The organism is Roseibium sp., from assembly GCF_965232425.1.
Taxonomy (GTDB): Bacteria; Pseudomonadota; Alphaproteobacteria; order Rhizobiales; family Stappiaceae; genus Roseibium.
Map to the genome: position 1 here is coordinate 167906 of NZ_OZ246971.1, position 20409 is coordinate 188314.

General features: G+C 59.8%; 15 protein-coding genes. 4 read left to right on the top strand and 11 right to left on the bottom strand.

The window, feature by feature from the left end; translation table 11 throughout:
* Nucleotides 1–224: 224 nt before the first annotated feature.
* From ACO08A_RS00840 to ACO08A_RS00860, 5 genes are all read right to left on the bottom strand, one after another.
* On the bottom strand, nucleotides 225–3218 hold the full coding sequence (locus ACO08A_RS00840; RefSeq protein WP_422039394.1) for a bifunctional [glutamine synthetase] adenylyltransferase/[glutamine synthetase]-adenylyl-L-tyrosine phosphorylase: 2994 nt from the start codon (nucleotides 3216–3218) through the stop codon (nucleotides 225–227).
* Complete coding sequence (locus ACO08A_RS00845; RefSeq protein ID WP_422039395.1) at nucleotides 3172–4629, bottom strand: ATP-binding protein; 1458 nt, start codon at nucleotides 4627–4629, stop codon at nucleotides 3172–3174. The genes ACO08A_RS00840 and ACO08A_RS00845 overlap by 47 nt, the downstream gene beginning before the upstream one ends.
* Complete coding sequence (locus ACO08A_RS00850; RefSeq protein WP_422039396.1) at nucleotides 4613–5299, bottom strand: response regulator transcription factor; 687 nt, start codon at nucleotides 5297–5299, stop codon at nucleotides 4613–4615. The genes ACO08A_RS00845 and ACO08A_RS00850 overlap by 17 nt, the downstream gene beginning before the upstream one ends.
* 189 nt (nucleotides 5300–5488) lie before the next feature.
* Complete coding sequence (locus ACO08A_RS00855) at nucleotides 5489–7030, bottom strand: Do family serine endopeptidase (protein ID WP_422039397.1); 1542 nt, start codon at nucleotides 7028–7030, stop codon at nucleotides 5489–5491.
* 259 nt (nucleotides 7031–7289) lie between these two features.
* On the bottom strand, nucleotides 7290–7937 hold the full coding sequence (locus ACO08A_RS00860; RefSeq protein ID WP_422039398.1) for a glutathione S-transferase: 648 nt from the start codon (nucleotides 7935–7937) through the stop codon (nucleotides 7290–7292).
* A gap of 129 nt (nucleotides 7938–8066) precedes the next feature.
* Here ACO08A_RS00860 and ACO08A_RS00865 point away from each other — a divergent pair, with 129 nt between their 5' ends.
* The 3 genes from ACO08A_RS00865 (at nucleotide 8067) to ACO08A_RS00875 (ending at nucleotide 12338) form a co-directional block, all read left to right on the top strand.
* Nucleotides 8067–9065, top strand: a complete 999-nt coding sequence (locus ACO08A_RS00865; RefSeq protein ID WP_422039399.1) for a DUF2336 domain-containing protein — start codon at nucleotides 8067–8069, stop codon at nucleotides 9063–9065.
* Nucleotides 9066–9447: 382 nt separating this feature from the next.
* Entirely contained in the window at nucleotides 9448–11019 is a 1572-nt protein-coding gene (locus tag ACO08A_RS00870; RefSeq protein ID WP_422039400.1) for an alpha/beta fold hydrolase, read from the top strand.
* A gap of 239 nt (nucleotides 11020–11258) precedes the next feature.
* A complete protein-coding gene (locus ACO08A_RS00875; protein WP_422039401.1) occupies nucleotides 11259–12338 on the top strand; it encodes a DUF2336 domain-containing protein in 1080 nt (359 codons plus the stop codon).
* A gap of 30 nt (nucleotides 12339–12368) precedes the next feature.
* On the opposite strand, the gene ACO08A_RS00880 is transcribed toward ACO08A_RS00875, so the two are convergent.
* The 6 genes from ACO08A_RS00880 to ACO08A_RS00905 form a co-directional block, all read right to left on the bottom strand.
* Nucleotides 12369–13610, bottom strand: coding sequence for an alpha/beta fold hydrolase (locus ACO08A_RS00880; RefSeq protein ID WP_422039402.1), 1242 nt, complete (start codon nucleotides 13608–13610; stop codon nucleotides 12369–12371).
* 121 nt (nucleotides 13611–13731) lie between these two features.
* Nucleotides 13732–14508 (bottom strand): ABC transporter ATP-binding protein, encoded by a 777-nt coding sequence (locus ACO08A_RS00885; RefSeq protein ID WP_422039403.1) that lies wholly within the window; start codon nucleotides 14506–14508, stop codon nucleotides 13732–13734.
* 2 nt (nucleotides 14509–14510) lie between these two features.
* The gene (locus tag ACO08A_RS00890) at nucleotides 14511–15419 is read right to left on the bottom strand and encodes an ABC transporter ATP-binding protein (protein ID WP_422039404.1); all 909 of its coding nucleotides are present in this window, start codon (nucleotides 15417–15419) and stop codon (nucleotides 14511–14513) included.
* A 2-nt stretch (nucleotides 15420–15421) separates the two neighbouring features.
* Complete coding sequence (locus ACO08A_RS00895; RefSeq protein WP_422039405.1) at nucleotides 15422–16354, bottom strand: ABC transporter permease; 933 nt, start codon at nucleotides 16352–16354, stop codon at nucleotides 15422–15424.
* Nucleotides 16351–17379, bottom strand: coding sequence for an ABC transporter permease (locus ACO08A_RS00900; RefSeq protein WP_422041840.1), 1029 nt, complete (start codon nucleotides 17377–17379; stop codon nucleotides 16351–16353). The genes ACO08A_RS00895 and ACO08A_RS00900 overlap by 4 nt, the downstream gene beginning before the upstream one ends.
* Nucleotides 17380–17549: 170 nt before the next feature.
* On the bottom strand, nucleotides 17550–19148 hold the full coding sequence (locus ACO08A_RS00905; RefSeq protein WP_421982242.1) for an ABC transporter substrate-binding protein: 1599 nt from the start codon (nucleotides 19146–19148) through the stop codon (nucleotides 17550–17552).
* Between the two features lie 216 nt (nucleotides 19149–19364).
* Between ACO08A_RS00905 and ACO08A_RS00910 the strand changes: the two genes are divergently transcribed.
* Nucleotides 19365–20309 carry a LysR family transcriptional regulator gene (locus ACO08A_RS00910; protein WP_422039406.1) on the top strand — a complete coding sequence of 315 codons (945 nt, stop codon included), beginning with the start codon at nucleotides 19365–19367 and terminating at the stop codon, nucleotides 20307–20309.
* Nucleotides 20310–20409: the final 100 nt, after the last annotated feature.

Sequence of the window (20409 nt, forward strand, 5' to 3'; positions counted from 1 at the left end):
CGCGTAAGCGGCAAGACCGGGATCTAGTACGCCGTGTGGCCTCAGGTTAGAAGAAGCGGGAGAAACAAGGGGTTACTGGTTCCCTGCCTTCCGCTGCGCTTCAGCAGGGATGACAAGTCAGCATACGCAAGCGCGCCCAAAGGGACCCATTTCGTCTTAAACCGGACAGCAGTGGCCTGACACCGGGAATCGTCACCCCTGCAGGAGAGCAAGAAACGGGCGGATCAGCTCTCCACCACCTCGACCGCGCCGATCAATCTGACGAACGTGGTGCGCACCTTTGTCTGAAGGTCGGCGAGTTCAATCTCAAGCCGTGAAAAAGTCGGGCTTCCGGATGCCTGGACCAGAAGATCCAGAACCCCGCCCGGTGCTTCGGCAGGCTTGAAGTCTCCGGAGAGCGAAAGCCGCAGAACCTGGGTGAGCCGTTGATACATCCGCAGTGCTTCCAGCAGCAGGGCCGCGTCTCCTGGTTCGAGAAAGCCGGCTTCCCGCAGCCTTTCCAGCGCCTCCTCGGTTCCCTGGGCCAGGATGCCGGGCGTCTCATGTGCGTTGGCCAGTTGCAGGTACTGGGCCAGGAATTCGATATCGACGAGACCACCCGCGACCTGCTTCATGTCCCAGATATCCTTTGTGCCCTTCTCCTTTTCGATGCGGGCCCGCATGGACCGGACATCATCGGCGAGTTTTGTGGCATCGCGGGATTTCTTCAGGGTTTCGCAGATGCTGTCGCCGATCTTCTGAGCAAATTCCGGTGAGCTCGAGGCGATCACCCGTGCCCGTGTCAGAGCCATGTGTTCCCAGGTCCAGGCACTGTTTTCCTGATAGGAAATGAACCCATCGAGGTTCGTTGCCAGCGGCCCGGCATTGCCGGACGGACGCAGCCGAAAATCAACCTCGTAAAGGAGACCTTCCGCGGTCGGTGCCGACAGGGCGGTTACCAGTCTTTGCGTGAGACGGGTATAATACTGCGTGATCGCGAGCGGCCGCTTGCCATCCGTTTCCTTGACGTCTTCCCGTGCTTCGTAAAGCAGGATCAGGTCGAGGTCCGAGGAGGCGGTCATTTCGCGGCCGCCTAGTTTCCCCATTGCCAGGACCGCGATGTTGCCACCGGGCACGACACCGTGTGTTTCGGCGACATGGCGGATCACCTGAACCAGGGTCCGGTCCACGACCACCTCGGCAAGACGCGCGAGCGCAAAGCCGACGCGGTCTGCAGAGAGCGTGTCGGAGAGCAGTCTGAGGCCAATCAGGAACTGCTGCTCCTGGGCGAAAATGCGGGCGCGGTCGAGCGCCTCCTCGTAGAACCGCGCCTGCGACAGGGTCTGGTCCAGCCCGATCCTGAATTCCTGCACGCTCGGCATGGCACCGAAAAAGGCCGGGTCCAGCACCGCATCAAGCACGTGGACGCGTTTGGAAACAGTCTCCGCCATGCGCGGGGCCGTCCCCATGGTGGTGGCCAGCAGGGTCAACAGTTGTGGATTGGATCTGAGGAGCGAGAAGAGCTGAACACCGGCGGGTAATTTCGACAGGAAGCTGTCGAAGGCGACCAGCGCGGCGTCGGCGTTGTCGGTTGCCGCCAGAGCACCGATGAGCGTCGGATGCATTTCGGTCAGCCGTTCACGCGCCTTGGTCGACCGCGTGCACGGATAGCGGCCGAAATGCCAGGCCTTGACGATGTTGGCGGCCTCGTCCGGCTTCCTGAAACCAAGACGTGCAAGTGTCTCAAGCGTATCGGGATCGTTGTCGTCACCGGTGAAAACAAGATTGCCCAGTTCGGAGGACAGTCCGGGCTCTTCCTCGAAGAGTTCGGAATAATGCAGCTGGACCTTCTGCATGTGGCCAAGCAGTTCGGTTTCGAACGCGCCGAACGTCTCGAACCCCATGAGAGCGGAGACGCGTTTCAATCCGTCGTCATCCTTGGGCAGGAGTTGCGTCTGTTCGTCGTTCAGCATCTGGATCCTGTGTTCCACGTTGCGCAGAAACACATAGGCGTCCCGCATCTCGTCGCGGGTTCTCAACCGTATCCAGTCCGCATTGCTGAGAGCATTGAGCATGTCGAGCGTGCGCCTTCCGCGTAGCGCCGGATTGCGTCCGCCTGCGATCAGCTGTTGCGTCTGGACGAAGAACTCGACCTCTCGGATGCCGCCGCGGCCAAGCTTCACGTTGTGCCCGGCGACGGCCAGAACACCATGACCCTTGTGCATGTGGATCTGGCGCTTGATCGATTGAACGTCGGCGATCGCGGCAAAATCCAGGTATTTCCGCCAGATGAACGGCACGATTTCGTGCAGGAACGCTTCACCTGCCGGTACGTCGCCAGCGCAAGCCCGCGCCTTGATAAGCGCCGCCCGCTCCCAGTTCTGACCCAGCGATTCGTAGTAGACCAGCGCTGCCGGCACGGACATCGCCAACGGTGTCGCTCCCGGATCCGGCCGCAAACGCAGATCCGTGCGGAAGACATAGCCGTCCTCTGTCCGGTCCTGCATGATCTTGACCAGGCGGCGTGTGAGGCGCACGAACTCGACCGGCGCTTCCGCACTGCCGGACATGGGGGCCTTTTCGGGATCGTAAAGCACGATGAGATCGATATCGGAGGAATAGTTCAGCTCATTGGCGCCGTGTTTTCCCATCGCCAGCACGATCAACCCGCTGCCGACCTCCGGCTTCTCCGGATCGAGCGGTGTGAACTTGCCCCGGCGTGCCAGATCGTTCAGGCAAAACCGCGCACCCGCGTTGAGCGCCGCGTCGGCAAATCCGGCGAGAGCGCGCGTGACCTGATCCAGTTCGACGGCGCCGCCGATATCCGCGAGCCCGAGCGTCAGGGCGAGGTCCTGCTTCAGGTGACGAAGTTGCCGCATGATCGACGCCTCGTCTTCCGCCCTTGCCTCCGATGCGTCTTGCAGCAGCCGCCGAATACGCTTTTCCGGAGCCTCCTGCAGGATACCGAACGCTCTTGCGGGATCGGAAAGAATGAGGTCGCGCAGGTAAGGTGAGTTTCCGAGGATACCGGTCAGGAACGCCGCGATCAGAGGCCTGTCCTGAAAACATGTGCGAAACGTGTCGCCCATGTCCTCGTGGTTGAGCAGATCATCGACGAAGAGCGCGGCGCGCGCACTATCAGGAGCTTCCGGAACGATCCTGATCCGATCTATCAAGGCTCCCTTCGCGGCGTCATCCGCCGCGTGGCTGTTCGGTCCGACCGGATCTTTCTTCTCCATCCCCGCTCCTGACACTTTCATGCGAAACCGGCGTCAAATCTATGCGGGCACTCAGTCCCGGATGTTCATTTTTGAAGCGCAAGTCTCCGCCATGCAAGCGGGCAACCGCCTTGACCAGGCTCAATCCCAAGCCGGTTCCCGGTTCCGATCTGCTTTCTTCAAGCCGGACGAAGCGATCCATGACCCGGTCGTGGTCCTTTTCCGGTATCCCCGGACCGTTGTCCGATACGGACAGCCAGACGCGTCCCCCCTCTTCCCCTCCCTTCAAGCGAAGCACCAGGGGGCCTTCTTCCGGGCGGCCGTATTTCAGCGCGTTTTCAATCAGGTTGACCAGAACCTGGCTGATGAGATCCCTGTTGCAAACGGCCTCCAAGTTTTCCGCAACGTCGATCTCCAGACGGCCGCCCTCGTCTTCGACAAGAGGTTCGTAGAGTTCGGCAATCTCCGCAACGAGACGGTTCAGGTCCGCCGGTTCCATCACCGAACCCGGGGCCATCGATTCGACGCGCGCAATCCGCAGAAGCGCGTTGAAAATGCGCAGCAGATGATCGGTCTCATGAAGCGTGCTTTCAAGGGCGCCTCGATACCCCGCTTCCCCCTTTGCGTCCCGCAACGCCGTTTCGACACGGGTCTGCAGCCGGGTCAGCGGAGTTTTCAGGTCGTGGGCAATGTTGTCCGTCACGTCCTTCATCGACTGCATCAGCAATTCGATACGGTCCAGCATGTCATTGAGATTGACGGCCAGCCGGTCGAACTCGTCGTTTGTTCCGGCAAGCGACAGGCGTTCGGAGAGATCGCCGTCCATGATCATCCGGCTGGAGGCGGATATGTCGTCGATGCGTTTCATCACGCGCCGGCTGACGAAGAACCATGTGATCGCGGCCATGACCACCACGACGACCAGCCAGAGGCGCAGGGCGTTGGCAAGCAGGTTGGAAAATCTGAGCTGATCGCCGAGGTCCCGGCCGACGAGCAGTCGAAACCCGCCGCGCAGCTCGAATGTGCGCACCATTGCCTGGCGCTCGACATCCTCGGTCCCCTGCCCCAGTAGCGTGTAGCGCACCCGGCGCAAACCGCCGTCCGCCTCTTCCAGAACAACGGTCGGAAGGCGCGCAATGTTGCCGACAAGAGCGTTGCCGGCGAAATCGACAAGCAGATAGAGACTGGCATCGGGGTGCTGGGTGCGGTCGTCGACGGTTTCGACGAGATCGCGGATGCCGCCCCGCACATAGACATCCGAAAGACCCTTGAGTTCCGCATCCACGGCCTGAACGACCTGTTCGGACATCAGGTTGTCGGTGCTCTCGGAAACATAGACGACGAGCACGCCCGACATGACTGTGAAAACAGCAATGTAGAGCAAGGACAGCTTGAACGCTGTCGTGCGGACAAATCTAGTGAGCCGCGTCACGGATGGTGTACCCGGCCCCGCGGATTGTGTGCAGAAGGGGCGTTTCGAAGCCCTTGTCGATCTTTCCGCGGAGGCGTGAGATATGAACGTCGATGACGTTCGTCTGCGGGTCGAAGTGATACTCCCAGACGTTCTCCAGAAGCATTGTCCGCGTCACGACCTGACCGGCGTGCTGCATCAGATACTCCAGAAGACGGAATTCACGGGGCTGGAGCGGGATCTCGGTTTCGCCGCGCCGGCAGGAATGCGCCATTCTGTCGAGAATGAGATCACCGACCGTGTAAGTGGTTTCAACCTGGCTGGATGATTTGGGCCTGCGCGCCAGCGCTTCGACACGCGCCTGAAGCTCGGTGAAGGCATAAGGCTTGGGGAGATAATCGTCTCCGCCCGCCTTCAGACCCTTGACCCTGTCGTCAACCTGGCCGAGTGCGGAGAGGATCAGCACAGGCGTGTGATTGTCTTCCTGCCGCAGTTCCTGAATGATCGAAAGTCCGTCAAGCTTGGGCAACATGCGATCGACAATGAGAATGTCGTAGCTGCTGTGCAGGGCCATATCCAGACCGCTCTGTCCGTCCGCAGCATGATCGGCCGTGTGGCCGAGTTCGCTCAATCCCTTGACGAGATAGCTCGCCGCTTCTGGATCATCTTCGATAACAAGAATCCGCAACATGAAACCCTTTTACCTTGAGTGAGCATGAAATGGAATGGCTGGCGGCGGCAATGGATGTGAGGCGCCGCCGCCAGTCCGGCTGGGTTTACGGGCGAAACCCATGGCGAAGACCGGCCCGTCGGGGTTGGGGGCAGAGGGCAAGCCGGTCCCGCCAGTCAGGTTCCGGTTCCAAGACGAACCGGTTCCTGATCAGGCCAGGTTCATGGGCAGAGCCACGAACCGGGTTGTATCGTTGGTCTCGATCCGGAAGAGGACCGCCTTGCGGCCGTCGTTTTCCGCCTTGTCGAGCGCCTTGAGGACATCGTCGGCCGAATTGACCTTCATACCGGCGACTTCGAGGATCACATCACCCGTCGAAAGACGCTTGTCTGCGGCCGGTCCGTCCGGATCGATTTCCGCAATCACGACGCCCTCACCTTCCAGACCGGCTTCCGCCTTGGTCGTCACGACCAGGCCGAGATCGTCCAGGCTGGTCTTGGTTTCTTCAACCTGGGGCTCGGCAGCTTCCGCAACCTTTTCCTGGTCCTGAAGACGTCCGAGGGTCACGGAGATGTCCTGCTCCTTGTCGTCGCGCCAGATCGTAACCTTGACCTCGGTGTCCGGCTCATAAGCCGCAACGATCCTGGACAGGTCGCGCGGGCCGTCCACCTTCGTGCCGTCAACGGCAAGAATGGTGTCGCCTGAGCGCAGGCCAGCCTTCTCAGCCGGGCTGTTTTCCTGCGCTTCCGCGACGATGGCGCCGCGGGCCTCCTTGAGGCCAAGGCTTTCCGCGATGTCATCAGTCACGTTCTGGATTTGAACGCCGAGCCAGCCACGAACAACGGTGCCGTCGTTCCTGAGCTCCATGATGACATCTTGCGCGGTCGAAGCCGGGATTGCGAAAGCAATGCCGACATTGCCACCGGACGGCGAGAAGATCGCCGCATTCACACCGATCACTTCACCGTTCATGTTGAACGCCGGGCCACCGGAGTTGCCCCGGTTGACGGGTGCATCGATCTGGATGAAATCGTCATACGGGCCGGCACCGATGTCGCGGCCACGTGCAGACACGATCCCTGCGGTCACAGAGCCGCCAAGTCCGAACGGGTTGCCGATCGCGACGGTCCACTCACCGACATGCGGTGCTTCGTCGGCAAAGTCCACATAGGTGAACTCGTCGCCGCTCTCGACCTTGAGAAGCGCCAGATCCGTGCGCTTGTCTGAACCGATGAGGGTCGCATTGTACTCGTCGCCGTTCTTGTCGATCACGGTGAACTCGGTGCCGCGGTCGATCACGTGGTGATTGGTAACGACATATCCGTCCTTGGAAATGAAGAAACCGGATCCTTGCGACATACCGTACTGGCGCGGCGAACGGCGCTCATTGCGGCCTTCTTCACCGCCCCGGCCACCGAAGTCGCGGAAGAACCGCTCGAACGGATGGCCATCGGGCATGCCCTTGAAGAACTCTTCGAAACCATTGCCGCCGTTGCCGCCGTTGAAATTCATCATGCGCGGCTCAGCAGCCTGCTTGACGCGTACGCTCACGACAGCCGGGCTGACGGTGCGCACGACATCGGAGAAGTCCGCGGGTGCCGCGGCATCGACCCGGACGGCTTCGGCCTGAGCCAGCTGGCTCGGAACAAGCGTCTGCGCGGTCAACGCACCGGCGGCGCCCAGAGCGACAACACCTGCCAGCAATTTGGCACGGCGCGAACGCAAGGGAGAGACTGACCCACGATTTTGCATATTTTCTACCTCTGTCGACATAACTATTGGAGGCCAATACGGAGCGCATGGGGATCTGCGTTCCGGGCTCAAGGAAGAAAGTAGGTTGTCGTGCCTTACCGTTGCCTGTCGGGGGAATTACAAATTCGTAACGTTCGCGCCTCACCGAGACGGAGAGTCAAGCTGCGCTTCTAAAGTACTGTTTTCATTGATATTCAGAATAATCGCCGAACCGGACACCCGTTCCACATGCGACTAAAAATCGGTGTGCGGCGCAGTTTCAGGCCGGAAACCTGACCGGTGTGTCGCCGGAAACCCACTTTGTCCACTTCGGCATGACGGCCTGGAACGCGCCGGACGATTCAAAGGATTCGAGCCAGCTCCGCAGCGGATGCCAGTTCTGCGCATCAAACCAGGCGCGGTCGGCATTCGCGAACTGCCGGACAAACGGCAAGATCGCGTAGTCCGCCAGTGACGCGGACCCGCCAAACAGCCACGGTCCCCGCGTCAGGCGTTCATCAAGCTCGCAGAGAAACACTCCGGCGCGCGCCCGCTCCTCTTCCCTGTCGGCATCCTCGTAGCGCACATCGTACTTGTAGCGATCGAGATGCGACTTGAACGGACCGTCGCATTGCAGAACCAGTTCCCGCATGTCGGCCATCGTTGCCCGCTCCGGCTGTAGCCAGTTGTCCGGGTCGGCAAATTCAAGCGCCCAAAGCATGATGTCCCAGCTCTCGTCGATGACCCCGTCGCCTGTCTTGAGACACGGAACCGTTGCCGTAGGCGAAGCCTCAAGGAATTCCGGCGCCTTGTCCCGAAGCACAATTTCGCGCAGTTCGACCGGACGGCCGCTGGAAGCGATCGCAAGCCTGGCGCGAATTGCGTATGGACAGCGCCGGAAGGAATAAAGAACCGGAAGTTTGCTCATGGAATTGAAATGCCGCAAGCCCGGGCAAAGGTCAACTGCACCCAAGGATTGCATTTCGTCCAACTCGAACGCCGTTTTTCACGAGATGTAAAGAAAATGTGATGATACTTATCCTCATAGGGTAACATCATGACTGACTCGCTGCTTCAACTGGCCAAGGACAGTTCTTCGGAGAAAAAACACGAGCTCGCAGAGCACGTAACGGGTCTGCTTTCGTCGCGCTCCGAAGAAGACAGGACCAAGGAAACCGACCTCCTCAACAACATGCTGGAGGGGGTTTACGATTCCCTGACGCCCGAAGCCCGCCAGAAAATGTCCGAGACACTCGCAGACGTGAAAGCCACGTCCTCGACACTTGCCGGTGCCATTGCCAAGGACGAAATCCAGATCGCCCAGGCCATACTGGAACGGTCGACATCGCTCTCGGACGACACCCTGCTCGAAATTGCCCAGTTGAAAGACCAGGGGCACCTGCTTGCCATGGCCAAGCGGGACCATATCAGCAAGAAAGTCACCCAGCAGCTGATCAAGCGCGGCGGCAAGGAAGTCAAGCAGGCCATCGCCTCCAACCTGGGCGCCGAGCTCGAAATGCCGGTTTTCGAGGATCTGGTCAAGGAGATCCCGAAACAACTGGGCGACCGGATGCGGCACCTGCGCAAGTCCAACGAGGAACTCATCGAGGACCTGTTCCGGGAAGACGGCGAAATCGCCTCAGGCCCGAAACTTGAGAAAAAGCCGTCGAAAATCAGTCCGAAGGCCTGGCTCGCGGGTATCAGGCTCGGCAAAACCAACCTGAACAAGGCCGTCTACCAGCTGTGCATCGAACACAACCTCCTGGACATCGTCGGACTTCTCTCGGTGTTTTCAGACCTTGACATGAAATACGTCCACAACCTCATGGTCCGCTTTGACGCAACTGGAATCGCCAGCGTGTGCCGGGCCAGCGGCATCGGCGCACGCGAGTTCCAGGCAATCTGCAAGGAACGCTGCAAGCACCTGAAGTTTCCCGAAAGCACCGGCAGCAAGTGGCTGACCAACTATCACATGCTTGATGAAACCGACGCCCGTCGCCTGCTCGCGGTCATGAGAGCCAAACTGGAAAGCCAGGCAACGCACCAGGCTGCCTGACGCCGGCGCCGACACGGGCCTGCGGAACCGGGCGTGGCGCGCACCGTACCTGTCTTCGCACAAAAAATGCACGGCCACACAAGTGGAACATGCGGCCGTGCAGTTGCTTCAATAAATGGTGCGCCTTCTTCGCCTAGCCAAGCGGGCGCAGAAATGTCTTCAAGTATTCCCCAGCCCCTTCTTGGTCTTTGCGCTCCTGCGAGAACGCCGCTTCGTGCAACCTTGCCGGTTGATTATCGATTAGGAAATTTCCGAATTCATCGCATTCCCCAATTGGGTAATGACCGCAAAATTCTTTAACTGTTAGAATTGATCATGGGGCAATCCGGATTTCGATTGCCGTCATGACTTTTTGAGTAGTTGCACTGCGATGCAAGGTGGCGTGAAAGACAATCTGGCGCGGGTTTTCTCGATCCTTCCCGAGGAACGGATCGAACAGGCTGTGAACGGAACGCTCCAGCGCCTGAAGTCCGTCGAGACGAACACCAAGGCGGTTCTCAAATGGTGTGATTTCGATGAGCGGGGCAGGTTTGTGCGCGGCGGTGCGACGGACTTGTCCGACTACATGGTCAAGATGGTTTCAGCGCCCGCCGATGACCCGGAACTTGAAACCATGGCGCGCGATGTCGCAGACGGTTTCGCAGAACCGGGCCGCGTCACGTGCAACGAAGATGGCACCCGGTTCACACTGTTCCTGCCCGATCGTGTGTCGACTCCCCAAGCTGCACCCGTTCCGCGCATTCGCGGCTTCATCGTCGACTTTCAGGTGTTCAAGAAAATCCATCTGACCTTCCAAAGCGAAAGCAGGCTGACGGACGCGGAGATGCGGGTCGCATTCCAGTTGCTCGCCGGCATAACTTTGCGGCATGCTGCGTCGCTGGATGACGTCACCGTGGAAACGAAGCGCGCGCAGATCAAGACCGCGGCAGCCAAAATGCAGTGCAGCGGACAGCTCGATCTGGTTCGGCTTCTGATGGGCCAGCTGTCCATCATCAGCGTCATTGCCGACGATGAAATGCGACATGCCTCCTTCGCAGAAACCTTCATTTCCGAAAAGCTCGGCCGCGATGCGCGCCTGGTGGTCGAACGGCTCGGGAATGGACAGATTCTCAGATGTGTCGAGGCAGGCCCGGCCGACGGCATACCTGTTGTTGTCTTGCATGGAATGATGTTCGGAATGTTGCTTTCCGGCGCGGCCGAGCATCTTAAGACCGAAGGCCTGCGCCTGCTTATGCCCCTTCGACGGGGCTATCTTGATGCGCGGCCCATGCTTGATCTTGCCGCCGGCGACAGTCTCGTCGAAGAGAGCTACAAGGATCTCAACCTGTTTCTCGAACGGCGCGCCATGAAAGACGTGACACTGCTTGGCCACTCCCTGGGCGCCGTTCTTGCCTTGCACTACGCAAGACGCTTCCCGGAGCGCCTGAGTCAACTCGTTCTGCTCTCCGCCAACACGGCGGGCGCGGACACCGAACGCGACAGTTACGCCGACATCCTGTACGGCGGATACAAGACACTGGGTGAGGGAACTTCCCTCTCCAGGGCGATCACGCTGGAATTCAGCCGGCACTATCCAGATCAGGCAACGGCGAAGACCATGCTTGACCGCATGTTCAACGCTTCCCCGGCAGATCTATCGGCAATGGAAGGCCTGGAAACCGCAACACCCGTTCATGCATGGTTTCCGGACTTATACCGGAGTTCGGTCGCCGGCATCTCTGACGACTATGACTTTGTGATGGGCGCCCGGCTTCCCGAGCCGATCACGCAGATCACAGCCAGGTTCATACACGGCACCGAAGATCCGCTCACGCCGGTCGGGACCATCCGGACTCTCGTCGAGAAGCACAGCCCGGCAGACATTTCCACGATCTCGGGTGCGGGCCACTTCGCACCCGCAAGCCATGCGGAACAGGTGTGGCGGCTCGTCGCCGAGCAGGTCCGCCACAGGTAACGCAGCTCTGAACGCAAACTGCGCCTTTGCCCCTTTTTCAACGCGTCTGCCTTCGCCTGTTCTTGCGGCAAGCCCGCGTGCCGCGCGGCAAGCATGACGATCCGAGGCGGCCCGCGCAGGGATAATTGGCTTTTCTGCCGATAGAAGCCGCAGTCTTGCGCAAATTTCCTTCCACTCTTTAGACACTTGTAAACTGTCTCTAGGGTATTCTCCGATCCAAACGAATGGATGGATCCGACATGCTCAATGATCTTCTCAACCAAGCGCAGGACAGTTCTCCTGAAAAACGCCACAAGCTGGTTGAACATGTCACTGACCTGTTTGTAACCGGTGCGAACAGTTATCAGACGGAAGAAATATCGCTCTTCAACGCCGTGCTGGAACGCATGTTGCCGTCGATGGAGGCGGAGCAGAAACAGACCGTTTCCGAACGGCTGGCTCCGATCGACACAACCTCACATGCCGTTGCCTATGAACTGGCCAGCGACGAAATCGAGATTGCGCGCCCGATGCTGACAACATCCAAGGCGCTGAAATCCGATGACATCCTGCGGCTCGCGAAGACAATGGGCCAGGGCCACCTGCTCGCCATTTCAAAACGTGACCACCTGGAAGCGAAGGTCACCGATGTGCTGCTGGAGCGCGGGGAAAGCCCTGTCAAACAGTCTGTGGCGGCCAACTCCGGTGCAGAGCTGTCCGACTGGGGTGGACGCCTTCTCGTGAAACTCGCCGAGCGCGACGACAAGATCCGCGACGCGATGATCGAACGCGCGGATGTCTCGGAAGACGACTACGAGAAGCTGATTTCCCAGATGCCGGCGCAGCAACAGACCAAGATCAGGAAAATGCGCGAGGACAACGAGGAACTCGTGCGCACGCTTTTCCACGAGGCCAGCAAGGTTGTCGCCAGCACGAAGCTGGAGCGCAAGAAAACCCGCATCGATGCGAAGGTCGCTTTGAAGGACATCCGCGAAGGTCGCGGAACCCTCGGACAGGCGCTGACGCAGATGGCGCTGTCCAACAACCTGTTCGACATCTGCTTCCTGCTCGCGGAACTGGCCGGGCTCGACCAGAAATACATCACGAACGTCATGGTTCGCTACGATGCGACCGGTGTTGCCGTGCTGTGCAAGGCGCTTGGTGTCGACAAGAACGGTTACGTTGCCCTGTGCCGCGCACGTGCTGCAAACAACAAGCAGCCCGCAACGACCGTCCAGAACTGGATCAACGACTACCAGGAACTGACGGACAAGGACGCAAGGCGCCTGCTGTCGTTCATGAAGGTACGTCTGAGCACTCTGGAAGAACAGGCAGCCTGACCGGGCTGCCTGCGCTTGTCGCTCCAACTCTCATGAAGATGCGGCTTCCCGTGTGATGACGGCGGCACCGTGCTCCAGTGTGCGGTGAACCGGACACTTGTCGGCGATTTCGAGCATGCGCTGCCGGGTTGCGGCGTCAAGGTCTCCCTCCAGAGTGATCAGCCGCTCGAAACGGTCGATCTTACCGCCCTTTTCCTTCAGTTCCTCCGAGCAATCCGCGCAGTCGGCCGCGTGCACCTTGTTGTGCAGAACCTGCGTGCCGATCCGATCAACCTTCAGTCCCTTGCGGTCCGCATACATGCGCAGCGTCATGACGGTGCAGGCACCCAGCGCCGTTGACAGAAAATCATACGGTGACGGCCCGCTGTCAAAGCCGCCATAGCTGACAGGTTCATCCGCGATCAGCCGGTGCTGGCCGGCGGCGACCATCGCCTGGAACTTGCCCTGTCCGGTTTCGACGACGCCAACGCCCTCTTTTGCGGTCTCGTCCCGCCGCGAGGCGTCCTCCCTGTCCAGATACCCGCTGGCCCACCCCGCGATAACCCTCGCCGCGTAGGCAGCGTCCTCACCGCGGGTCAGCAGATGATCCGCCTTGTCGAGCGACACGAAACTCTTGGGATGTTTCGCGGCGACGAAGATCTCGGTGGCGTTCTCGACCCCGACCGTATCGTCCAGCGGCGCATGCATGACGAGAAGCGCCTTGCCCAGCTTCGCCGTCCTTTCCTTAACGGTCTGCGCTTCCAGATCCTCCAGGAATTCCTTGCGTATCGTGAACGAGCGCCCCGCGAGATCAACGCTTCCCGATCCCTTTTCGCGGATCTCGTCGACAGATCCCTTGAAGTTGTGAATGACATGATCGGCATCCGACGGCGCACCGATGGTGACGACCGCCCGGACTTCGGGGATATCCGCGGCGACGGACAAAACCGCAGCACCTCCAAGAGAATGACCGATCAGAAGCTGTGGTGCCTCGTAGTTGGTCCGCAGAAAGTCGGCGGCGAGCTTGAGATCATCGACATTGGACGAAAAGCCCGTCGACGAAAAATCGCCGCCGCTGCCGCCAAGACCCGTGAAATCGAACCGCAAGACGGCAATGCCCTCGGCGCTGAGCGCACCCGCGATGTGGCGGGCTGCCGGTATGTCCTTGGAACATGTGAAACAATGGGCGAACAGCGCGAATGCGCGGATCTTGCCGGCCGGAAGATCGAGCCGTGCCGCCAGTTTTGCGCCATGCGCACCGTCAAATTCCAGTCGCAGCGGTCTGTTTGCCATGGTTCAACCCTCCAGCGTTTCAACGCGCCTGAAATAAGCACGAACCGATGTCATGCAAGTCACGGCTTGGTGCGGAGCCTGTGAAGAGCTTAGCACCAGGTACCGGCGGGCGTGTATGGGTTCAGGCAAATTCCTTGAACGTTTCAAGCGCGGCGCGGTCATACCCCTGAGATGCCGTCCAGAGTTGGCGCGTGTAGTCGTGCCGGACGTTGCCGGAGCGCATCTGCTCTTCGCTCATTTCCTCCACGACCTCGCCCCGGTTCATGACGGCGATCCGGCTGCACAGGTGGCCGACGACAGCCAGGTCATGGCTCACCATGATGTAGGTGAGCCCATGGGTCTTGCGCAGCGCCGACAGCAGATTGAGGATTTCGGCCTGCACCGACACATCCAACGCACTGGTGGGTTCGTCGAGCAGGATCACCCTGGGCTCCAGGATCAGGGCCCGGGCGATGGCCACGCGCTGACGCTGGCCGCCGGAAAGCTGGTGCGGATACCGGAACCGGAATTCCGGCCCGAGCCCCACTTCCTTCAAGATCTTCAGAACGCGGTCTTCCCGGTTCTTCAGCCCGTGGATGATCAGCGGTTCGCTCAAGGTATCGTCAATGGTCCTGCGTGGATGAAGAGAGCCGTAAGGATCCTGAAACACCATCTGCATGTGCTTGCGCGACGACACGGACCTTTTGGTCTTGAGCGGTTCACCGGCGATCCGGATTGTACCCGTCCAATGGGAATAGATCCCGACCATGGCGCGCAGGACGGTTGACTTTCCGGACCCCGATTCACCGACGATGCCATAGCTCTCGCCTTCGGCGACGGTCAGGCTGACGTTCCTGACCGCAGTGATCTGGGACTTTCCGGAACCGAAGACGATGCCGAGATTTTCAATATCGATCATCGTCAGCCCGCCTCCCCGGTCATGTCCTGCGTTTCGTGCAGCCAGGCGGGATCCCGCTTGAGGACCGGCAGATCATCGTGTTTTCCGTCGAGACGCGGAAGGCAGTTCAGAAGGCCCTTCGTGTAGGGGTGCTGTGCGCGGTCAAGGTGCTTGGCGTCGAGCGTTTCCATGATGCGGCCACCATACATGACAAGCACGCGATCGCAGAAGCTGGAGACAAGATTGAGATCGTGACTGATCAGCACCAGCCCCATGCCCCGCTCGCGCACCATGTCGTCCAGAAGAGACAGGACCTGCATCTGAACGGTCACATCCAGCGCGGACGTCGGCTCGTCGGCAATCATCACCTGAGGATTGGTGATCAGCATCATCGCGATCATGATGCGCTGTCCCATGCCTCCCGAAACCTGATGCGGATAGAGCGAATAGACCTTCTCCGACTCGCGGATGCGGACCGTCTCGAGCATCGCAAGAGCACGCCGGCGCGCTTCCGAGCGGGACACGTTCTCGTGCCGGCGGCAGGATTCGGCAATCTGGGTGCCCACCGTCAGCACGGGATTGAGTGAGTATTTGGGATCCTGCATGATCATCGAAATCCGCGATCCGCGGATACTGCGCATGGTCTTCGCACCGGCCTTCATCAGGTCCATGCCGTCAAACATCATGCGACTTGCGTCGATCGTGCCGTTTCCGGCGGTCAGGCGCAGGAGGGCGCGGCCGGTCTGTGATTTGCCCGAGCCGGATTCGCCGACGATCCCGAGCCGCTCGCGCCCCAGATCGAAGCTGACGCCGCGTACCGCGTGGACGGGGCCCTTGGGCGTTGAAAACCGGACATGGAGATCGCGCACCGAAATCAGGGGAGCTTCATTCGGGTCGTCTGACTGAAAACCGGCCATCTTCATCTCGTTCATCGTCAATGCCCTCCCGAGCTGCGCGGGTCGAGCACGTCGCGAAGACCGTCGCCCAGGAGATTGAAGCCCAGCGAGACGACAAGAATGGCAATGCCGGGGATGGTCGGAACCCACCACTGATCAAGCAGATAGTCGCGGCCGGAGGCGATCATGGCACCCCATTCGGCAAGCGGCGGCTGCGCTCCCAGCCCAAGGAACCCGAGGCCGGCCGCCGTCAGGATGATACCGGCCATGTCGAGCGTCAGGCGGACGATGGTGGAGGAGAGACACATCGGCATGATATGGGCGAACAGCACCCTGATCCGGGAGGCGCCCATGATCTGCGCCGCCATGATGTATTCGCTGTTGCGCAAGGTCAGCGTTTCGGCCCGGGCAAGCCGCGCATAGGGTGACCATGTCGTCAGGGCGATGGCCAGCACGGCATTTTCCAGGCCCGGCCCGAGCACGGCAACGAATGCCAGCGCCAGGATCAGGCGCGGAAACGCCAGGAAAATATCGGTGATGCGCATCAGCGTGGCATCGACAACCCCTCCCAGAAGCCCCGCGGTCGTGCCGATGATCAGCCCGATCGGCATCACGATAATGGAGACGAGGAAGATGATGTAGAGCGTGACCCGCGAGCCCCAGACAATGCGCGCAAAGATGTCCCTGCCGAGTTCGTCCGTCCCGAACCAGTGTTCCGCGCTCGGCGGGGCAAGGCGGTTGGCAAGATCCTGCGTGGTGCCGTCCCCGCCCGCGATCAGCGGCGCAAACAGGGCCACGAGGCAAAGGAAGAGCACGATGGCCAGCCCAAACATGGCAATGGGATTGGACCGGAAGGCCAGCCAGCCGATATAGGCGCGCTGGCACTTTGCCTGGAACGCGTTTTTCGGCGAGTCGGCCAGCAGCCAGGAGGACGAACCGGATTTCTGATCAAGCGCGGTTTCCGACATCATTTCGCCCTCGGGTCGACGATCCGGTAGAGCATATCGGATAGCATGTTGATGAAGACGAACGAGATCCCGACGACCAGCGTGCCGCCGATGACGGCGTTCATGTCGGCGTTGAACAGGGAATTCGTGATGTATTGGCCGATGCCGGGCCAGGCGAAGACGGTCTCCGTCAGCACCGATCCTTCCAGCAGACTGGCATAGGTCAGGCCAATGATCGTGATGAGCTGAACGAGGACGTTCCGGAAGGCGTGATACCAGATGACCGTGCCCTCGCGCAGGCCCTTGACGCGGGCTGTCAGAACATATTCCTGGTTCAGCTGATCGAGCATGAAAGAACGGGTCATGCGGGCGATATAGGCGAGCGAGTAGATCGCCAGCATGGAGGCCGGCAGGATCACATGCGACAGGGCGTTGTGAAAAACGTCCCACTCCCCGGCCAGGGCGGCATCGATCATGATGACACCGGTCACGGGGTCGACGATGCCGTCATAGAAGAAATCGATCCGTCCCGGTCCCGCGACCCAGTCCAGTTTTGCGTAGAAGATCAAAAGGGCGACCATGCCCAGCCAGAAGATCGGGATGGAATGTCCAAGCAGGCCGACGACCCGGACGACATGATCGATCAGGGTTCCCTGGCGCACGGCAGCCAGCACACCGGCCGGAACCCCTATGATCACGCCGACAACCGTCGCGATGGTGGCCAGCTCCAGCGTGGCCGGGAAGAACCGCTTGATGTCCTCGATTACGGGCTGCCCGGTCATCACCGAACTGCCGAAATCGCCGCGCAGGATGTCACCCAGGAAAATCAGATATTGCTGCCAGATCGGCTTGTCGAGACCGAGCTGCAGGTACATGGCATCATAGACCTCCTTCGACGCCCGGTCGCCGACGATCGCGACAACGGGATCGTTGGGCATGATGCGGCCGATGATGAAAGTGATCGCGGTCAGGCCGATGAAGGTCAGGAGCAGCATGAAGATGCCGCCACCAATCTTTTTTGCCACGCCCAGATACGGCTTGAAATCCATCGCCGAGCGCTGCACTGCGGAACTGTCGCTCATTGCGAACGAAACCCCCGGTTGTTCCTGCTTGCCTACACAAAGCCGCGCTTCTTCATCTGAGACATGAAGAAGCGCGGTTCATTCCGAATGCGGCCTGCCGCACTGCTCTCAAGACCAGTGCGGCCGGTCTATCCGATTTATTTTGTCACGGTCTTGTAGAAGGCCTGGTCCGACGTCACGCCGTTGACGAAGCCGTCTACATTGGCCCGTTTGCCATAGGTGCCGATCGCCTGGAACATGATCGTGAAGGGCGAGTCCTCCTGAACCATTTTCTGCAGCTTGGCGTAGATTTCCTCACGCACCTCCGGATCGGATTCCGCGGCCGCCTGATCTGTCAGTTCCGTCAGGCCTTCCGCCGGCCAGGCGTTGCGCCAGGTCAGTTTGCCGGTCAGCTTGGCTTCGAAATTGTTGTCCGGGTTGTGGGCAAACGCGTCGGCGTTGGAATGCGGATCGGAATAGTCCGGGCCCCAGCGCGCGACAATGAGTTCGTGCTTGCGTGCACGGTATTTCGGCCAGAGCGTGGCACCGTCGGACAGGATGATTTCGGAATCGATGCCCAGTTCCTTCAGGCTGGCCTGCACGCTCTGGGCCACTTCGGTGAAGGGCGACTTGTTGAGCGTGTCGATGGTGATCTTCGTGTCGCCGTCGAGGCCGGCATCGGCGATCAGCGCCTTGGCCTTGTCCATGTTGTAGCTGTAGGGCGTATCCGTAGCCGCAGCCCACATGCCGGACGGCCAGAAGTTCTGGTGGATCTTGTACTGACCGTCGAGGAACGAGCCGACCATACCGTCATAGTCGACCATGTATTTGAGCGCCTCGCGAACTTCGGGCTTGGACAGGACCGGATGGTCCATGTTGGACGCCAGGTACATCAGGTATCCCTTGGGATAACTCTCCGCCGAAACGTCCGCGTTGCCGGACAGGCCCTTCAACTGGTCGGCCGTTAGTTCCATCGCAGCGTCGACGTCGCCCTTTTCAAGCAAGAGACGCTGTGCGGACGGTTCCGCGACATGGCGGATGACGACACGGTTCATGGCAGGCTTGCCCTGGCGATAACCGTCAAAGGCTTCCAGCATGACGACTTCGTTGGCTTTCCAGGTCTTCAACTTGTAGGGGCCGGACCCTGCCGAATTGTCCTTCAGCCAGGCATACCCCATGTCGCCGTCGACTTCGTGGCTCTGCACTTCCTTCATATCGACGATCGAGGCGACACTGGAAGACAGAAGGTTCAACACGAGTGCGGGCGACAGGTCCGCCAGGATGTTGATCTCGACCGTACCCTCGTCGACGGCCACCACGGCTTCATCGACGTTGTCGGCGGTCCAACCGATCTGCTTGATGATGAAGGCCGGGGTCTTGTCCAGCTTGACCGCGCGGCTCAGGGAATAGGCCACGTCCGCAGCCGTCACCGGGTTCCCGGAGTGGAATGTCAGTCCGGGACGCAGCTTGACGGTGATCTTCTTGCCGTCTTCGGAAAACTCGTAGGATTCCGCGATGCCGCCGACAAGCTTGGTCAGGTCGTCCGGCTCGAACAGGAACAGGCGCTCATAGATGTTGGCAACGATCCGGCTGCCGGTGAATTCGAAGCACTCGGCCGGATCGAGCGTGATGGCATCGGCCGTGTTGCGCGCGATCACGAAAGTATCGGCCGGTGTCGCGGCGATCACAGGAAAGGCGACGGACGTCGCGAGCAATGCCGCAAGTGAAAGACTTTTCAATGGAGTTGTGATGTTCACGATCATTCCCCCTCTGGAACAAAACGAATGGGATGGAGCCGGTTGATCCCGGCGGGATCGTGTGCGGTCACGCTTCGTTGGTCGAGCGCGGATTCCACACCTGAACCAGAAGCTTAAACCCGCCGGTTGAATTCAACCAAGAGTCTTGTTATGCAAATTTTGCATAGTTATTCATACTGCTTACTTATTCGGCAGCTTCCCTTAAGGAATGATGCAGTGGACACCAACTGGCTGGCCGATTTTCTGGTCCTGAGCAATCGCGGGAATTTTTCCCAGGCCGCGGACGAGAGAAACATCACGCAATCGGCGTTCAGCCGCCGGATCAAGGCGCTGGAGACCTGGCTCGGCACCGAACTCTTCGACCGGAGCAGCTATCCGGTCACGTTGACGCCGGAAGGGCAGGTCTTCCACGCGACCGCTCAGAACGTGTTGAGGGAACTGGAACTCAACCGGGTGGAGTTTCAACGGCGCAATTCCGGGACGACACCCGATATCCGCCTAGCGGCATCAACCTCCCTCGCTCTCAGTTTCGTGCCGGAATGGCTGCAGCAGATCAAGGACGCCTGCGGCGCCTTTTCGGTGTCCCTGGACACGTATGACTTTTACGAAATGATCGAACTGCTCGGCGACCGGAAGATGGATCTGGTGGTGCTGTATTCTAAGCCAGAGGTACCGGCATTTTTTGAGCATCAGGCCTTTGAATCGATCAAACTGGGCGAAGACACTATGCATCTTTGTACTGCGCTTGATGCGGAAGGGCGGCCCGCCTTCGACGTCGACAACCCGCCGAGCAGTGGCCTGGAATATATCGGCTACGGTCAGACAGGATATTTTTCGAAGGTCGAGGATCTGCTTTTTTCGACGATGACCTCCCAGGACCCGGAGTTCGTCTGCACCTCGCAGAGCGGAACCTGCGAATTCATGAAACGCCTCGCCTTGATGGATCAGAAAATGATCTGGCTTCCGGCCTGCAGCGCCTATGAGGATATCAAGTCAGGCCAGTTCGCACTGGCGGGCAACGGCAGATACGACACGAATCTCGACATTTGGGTGTACCGGAACCGGGAAACGACGTCAGCACTCGTCGAAGCGATCTGGGCACATCTCAAGACCGACCCCTGCACAAGTCACCTGCAGCGGTTTCAGCTCAGGCAGAGCTGAGCATCGGCTAGGCACCGACGGAGCCGACCAGGCCACCAGAGGCTCGCGAATAGCGAAGGCTCTAGGGTACGGACTTATAAATGAAGTCAATTTGGTTTGG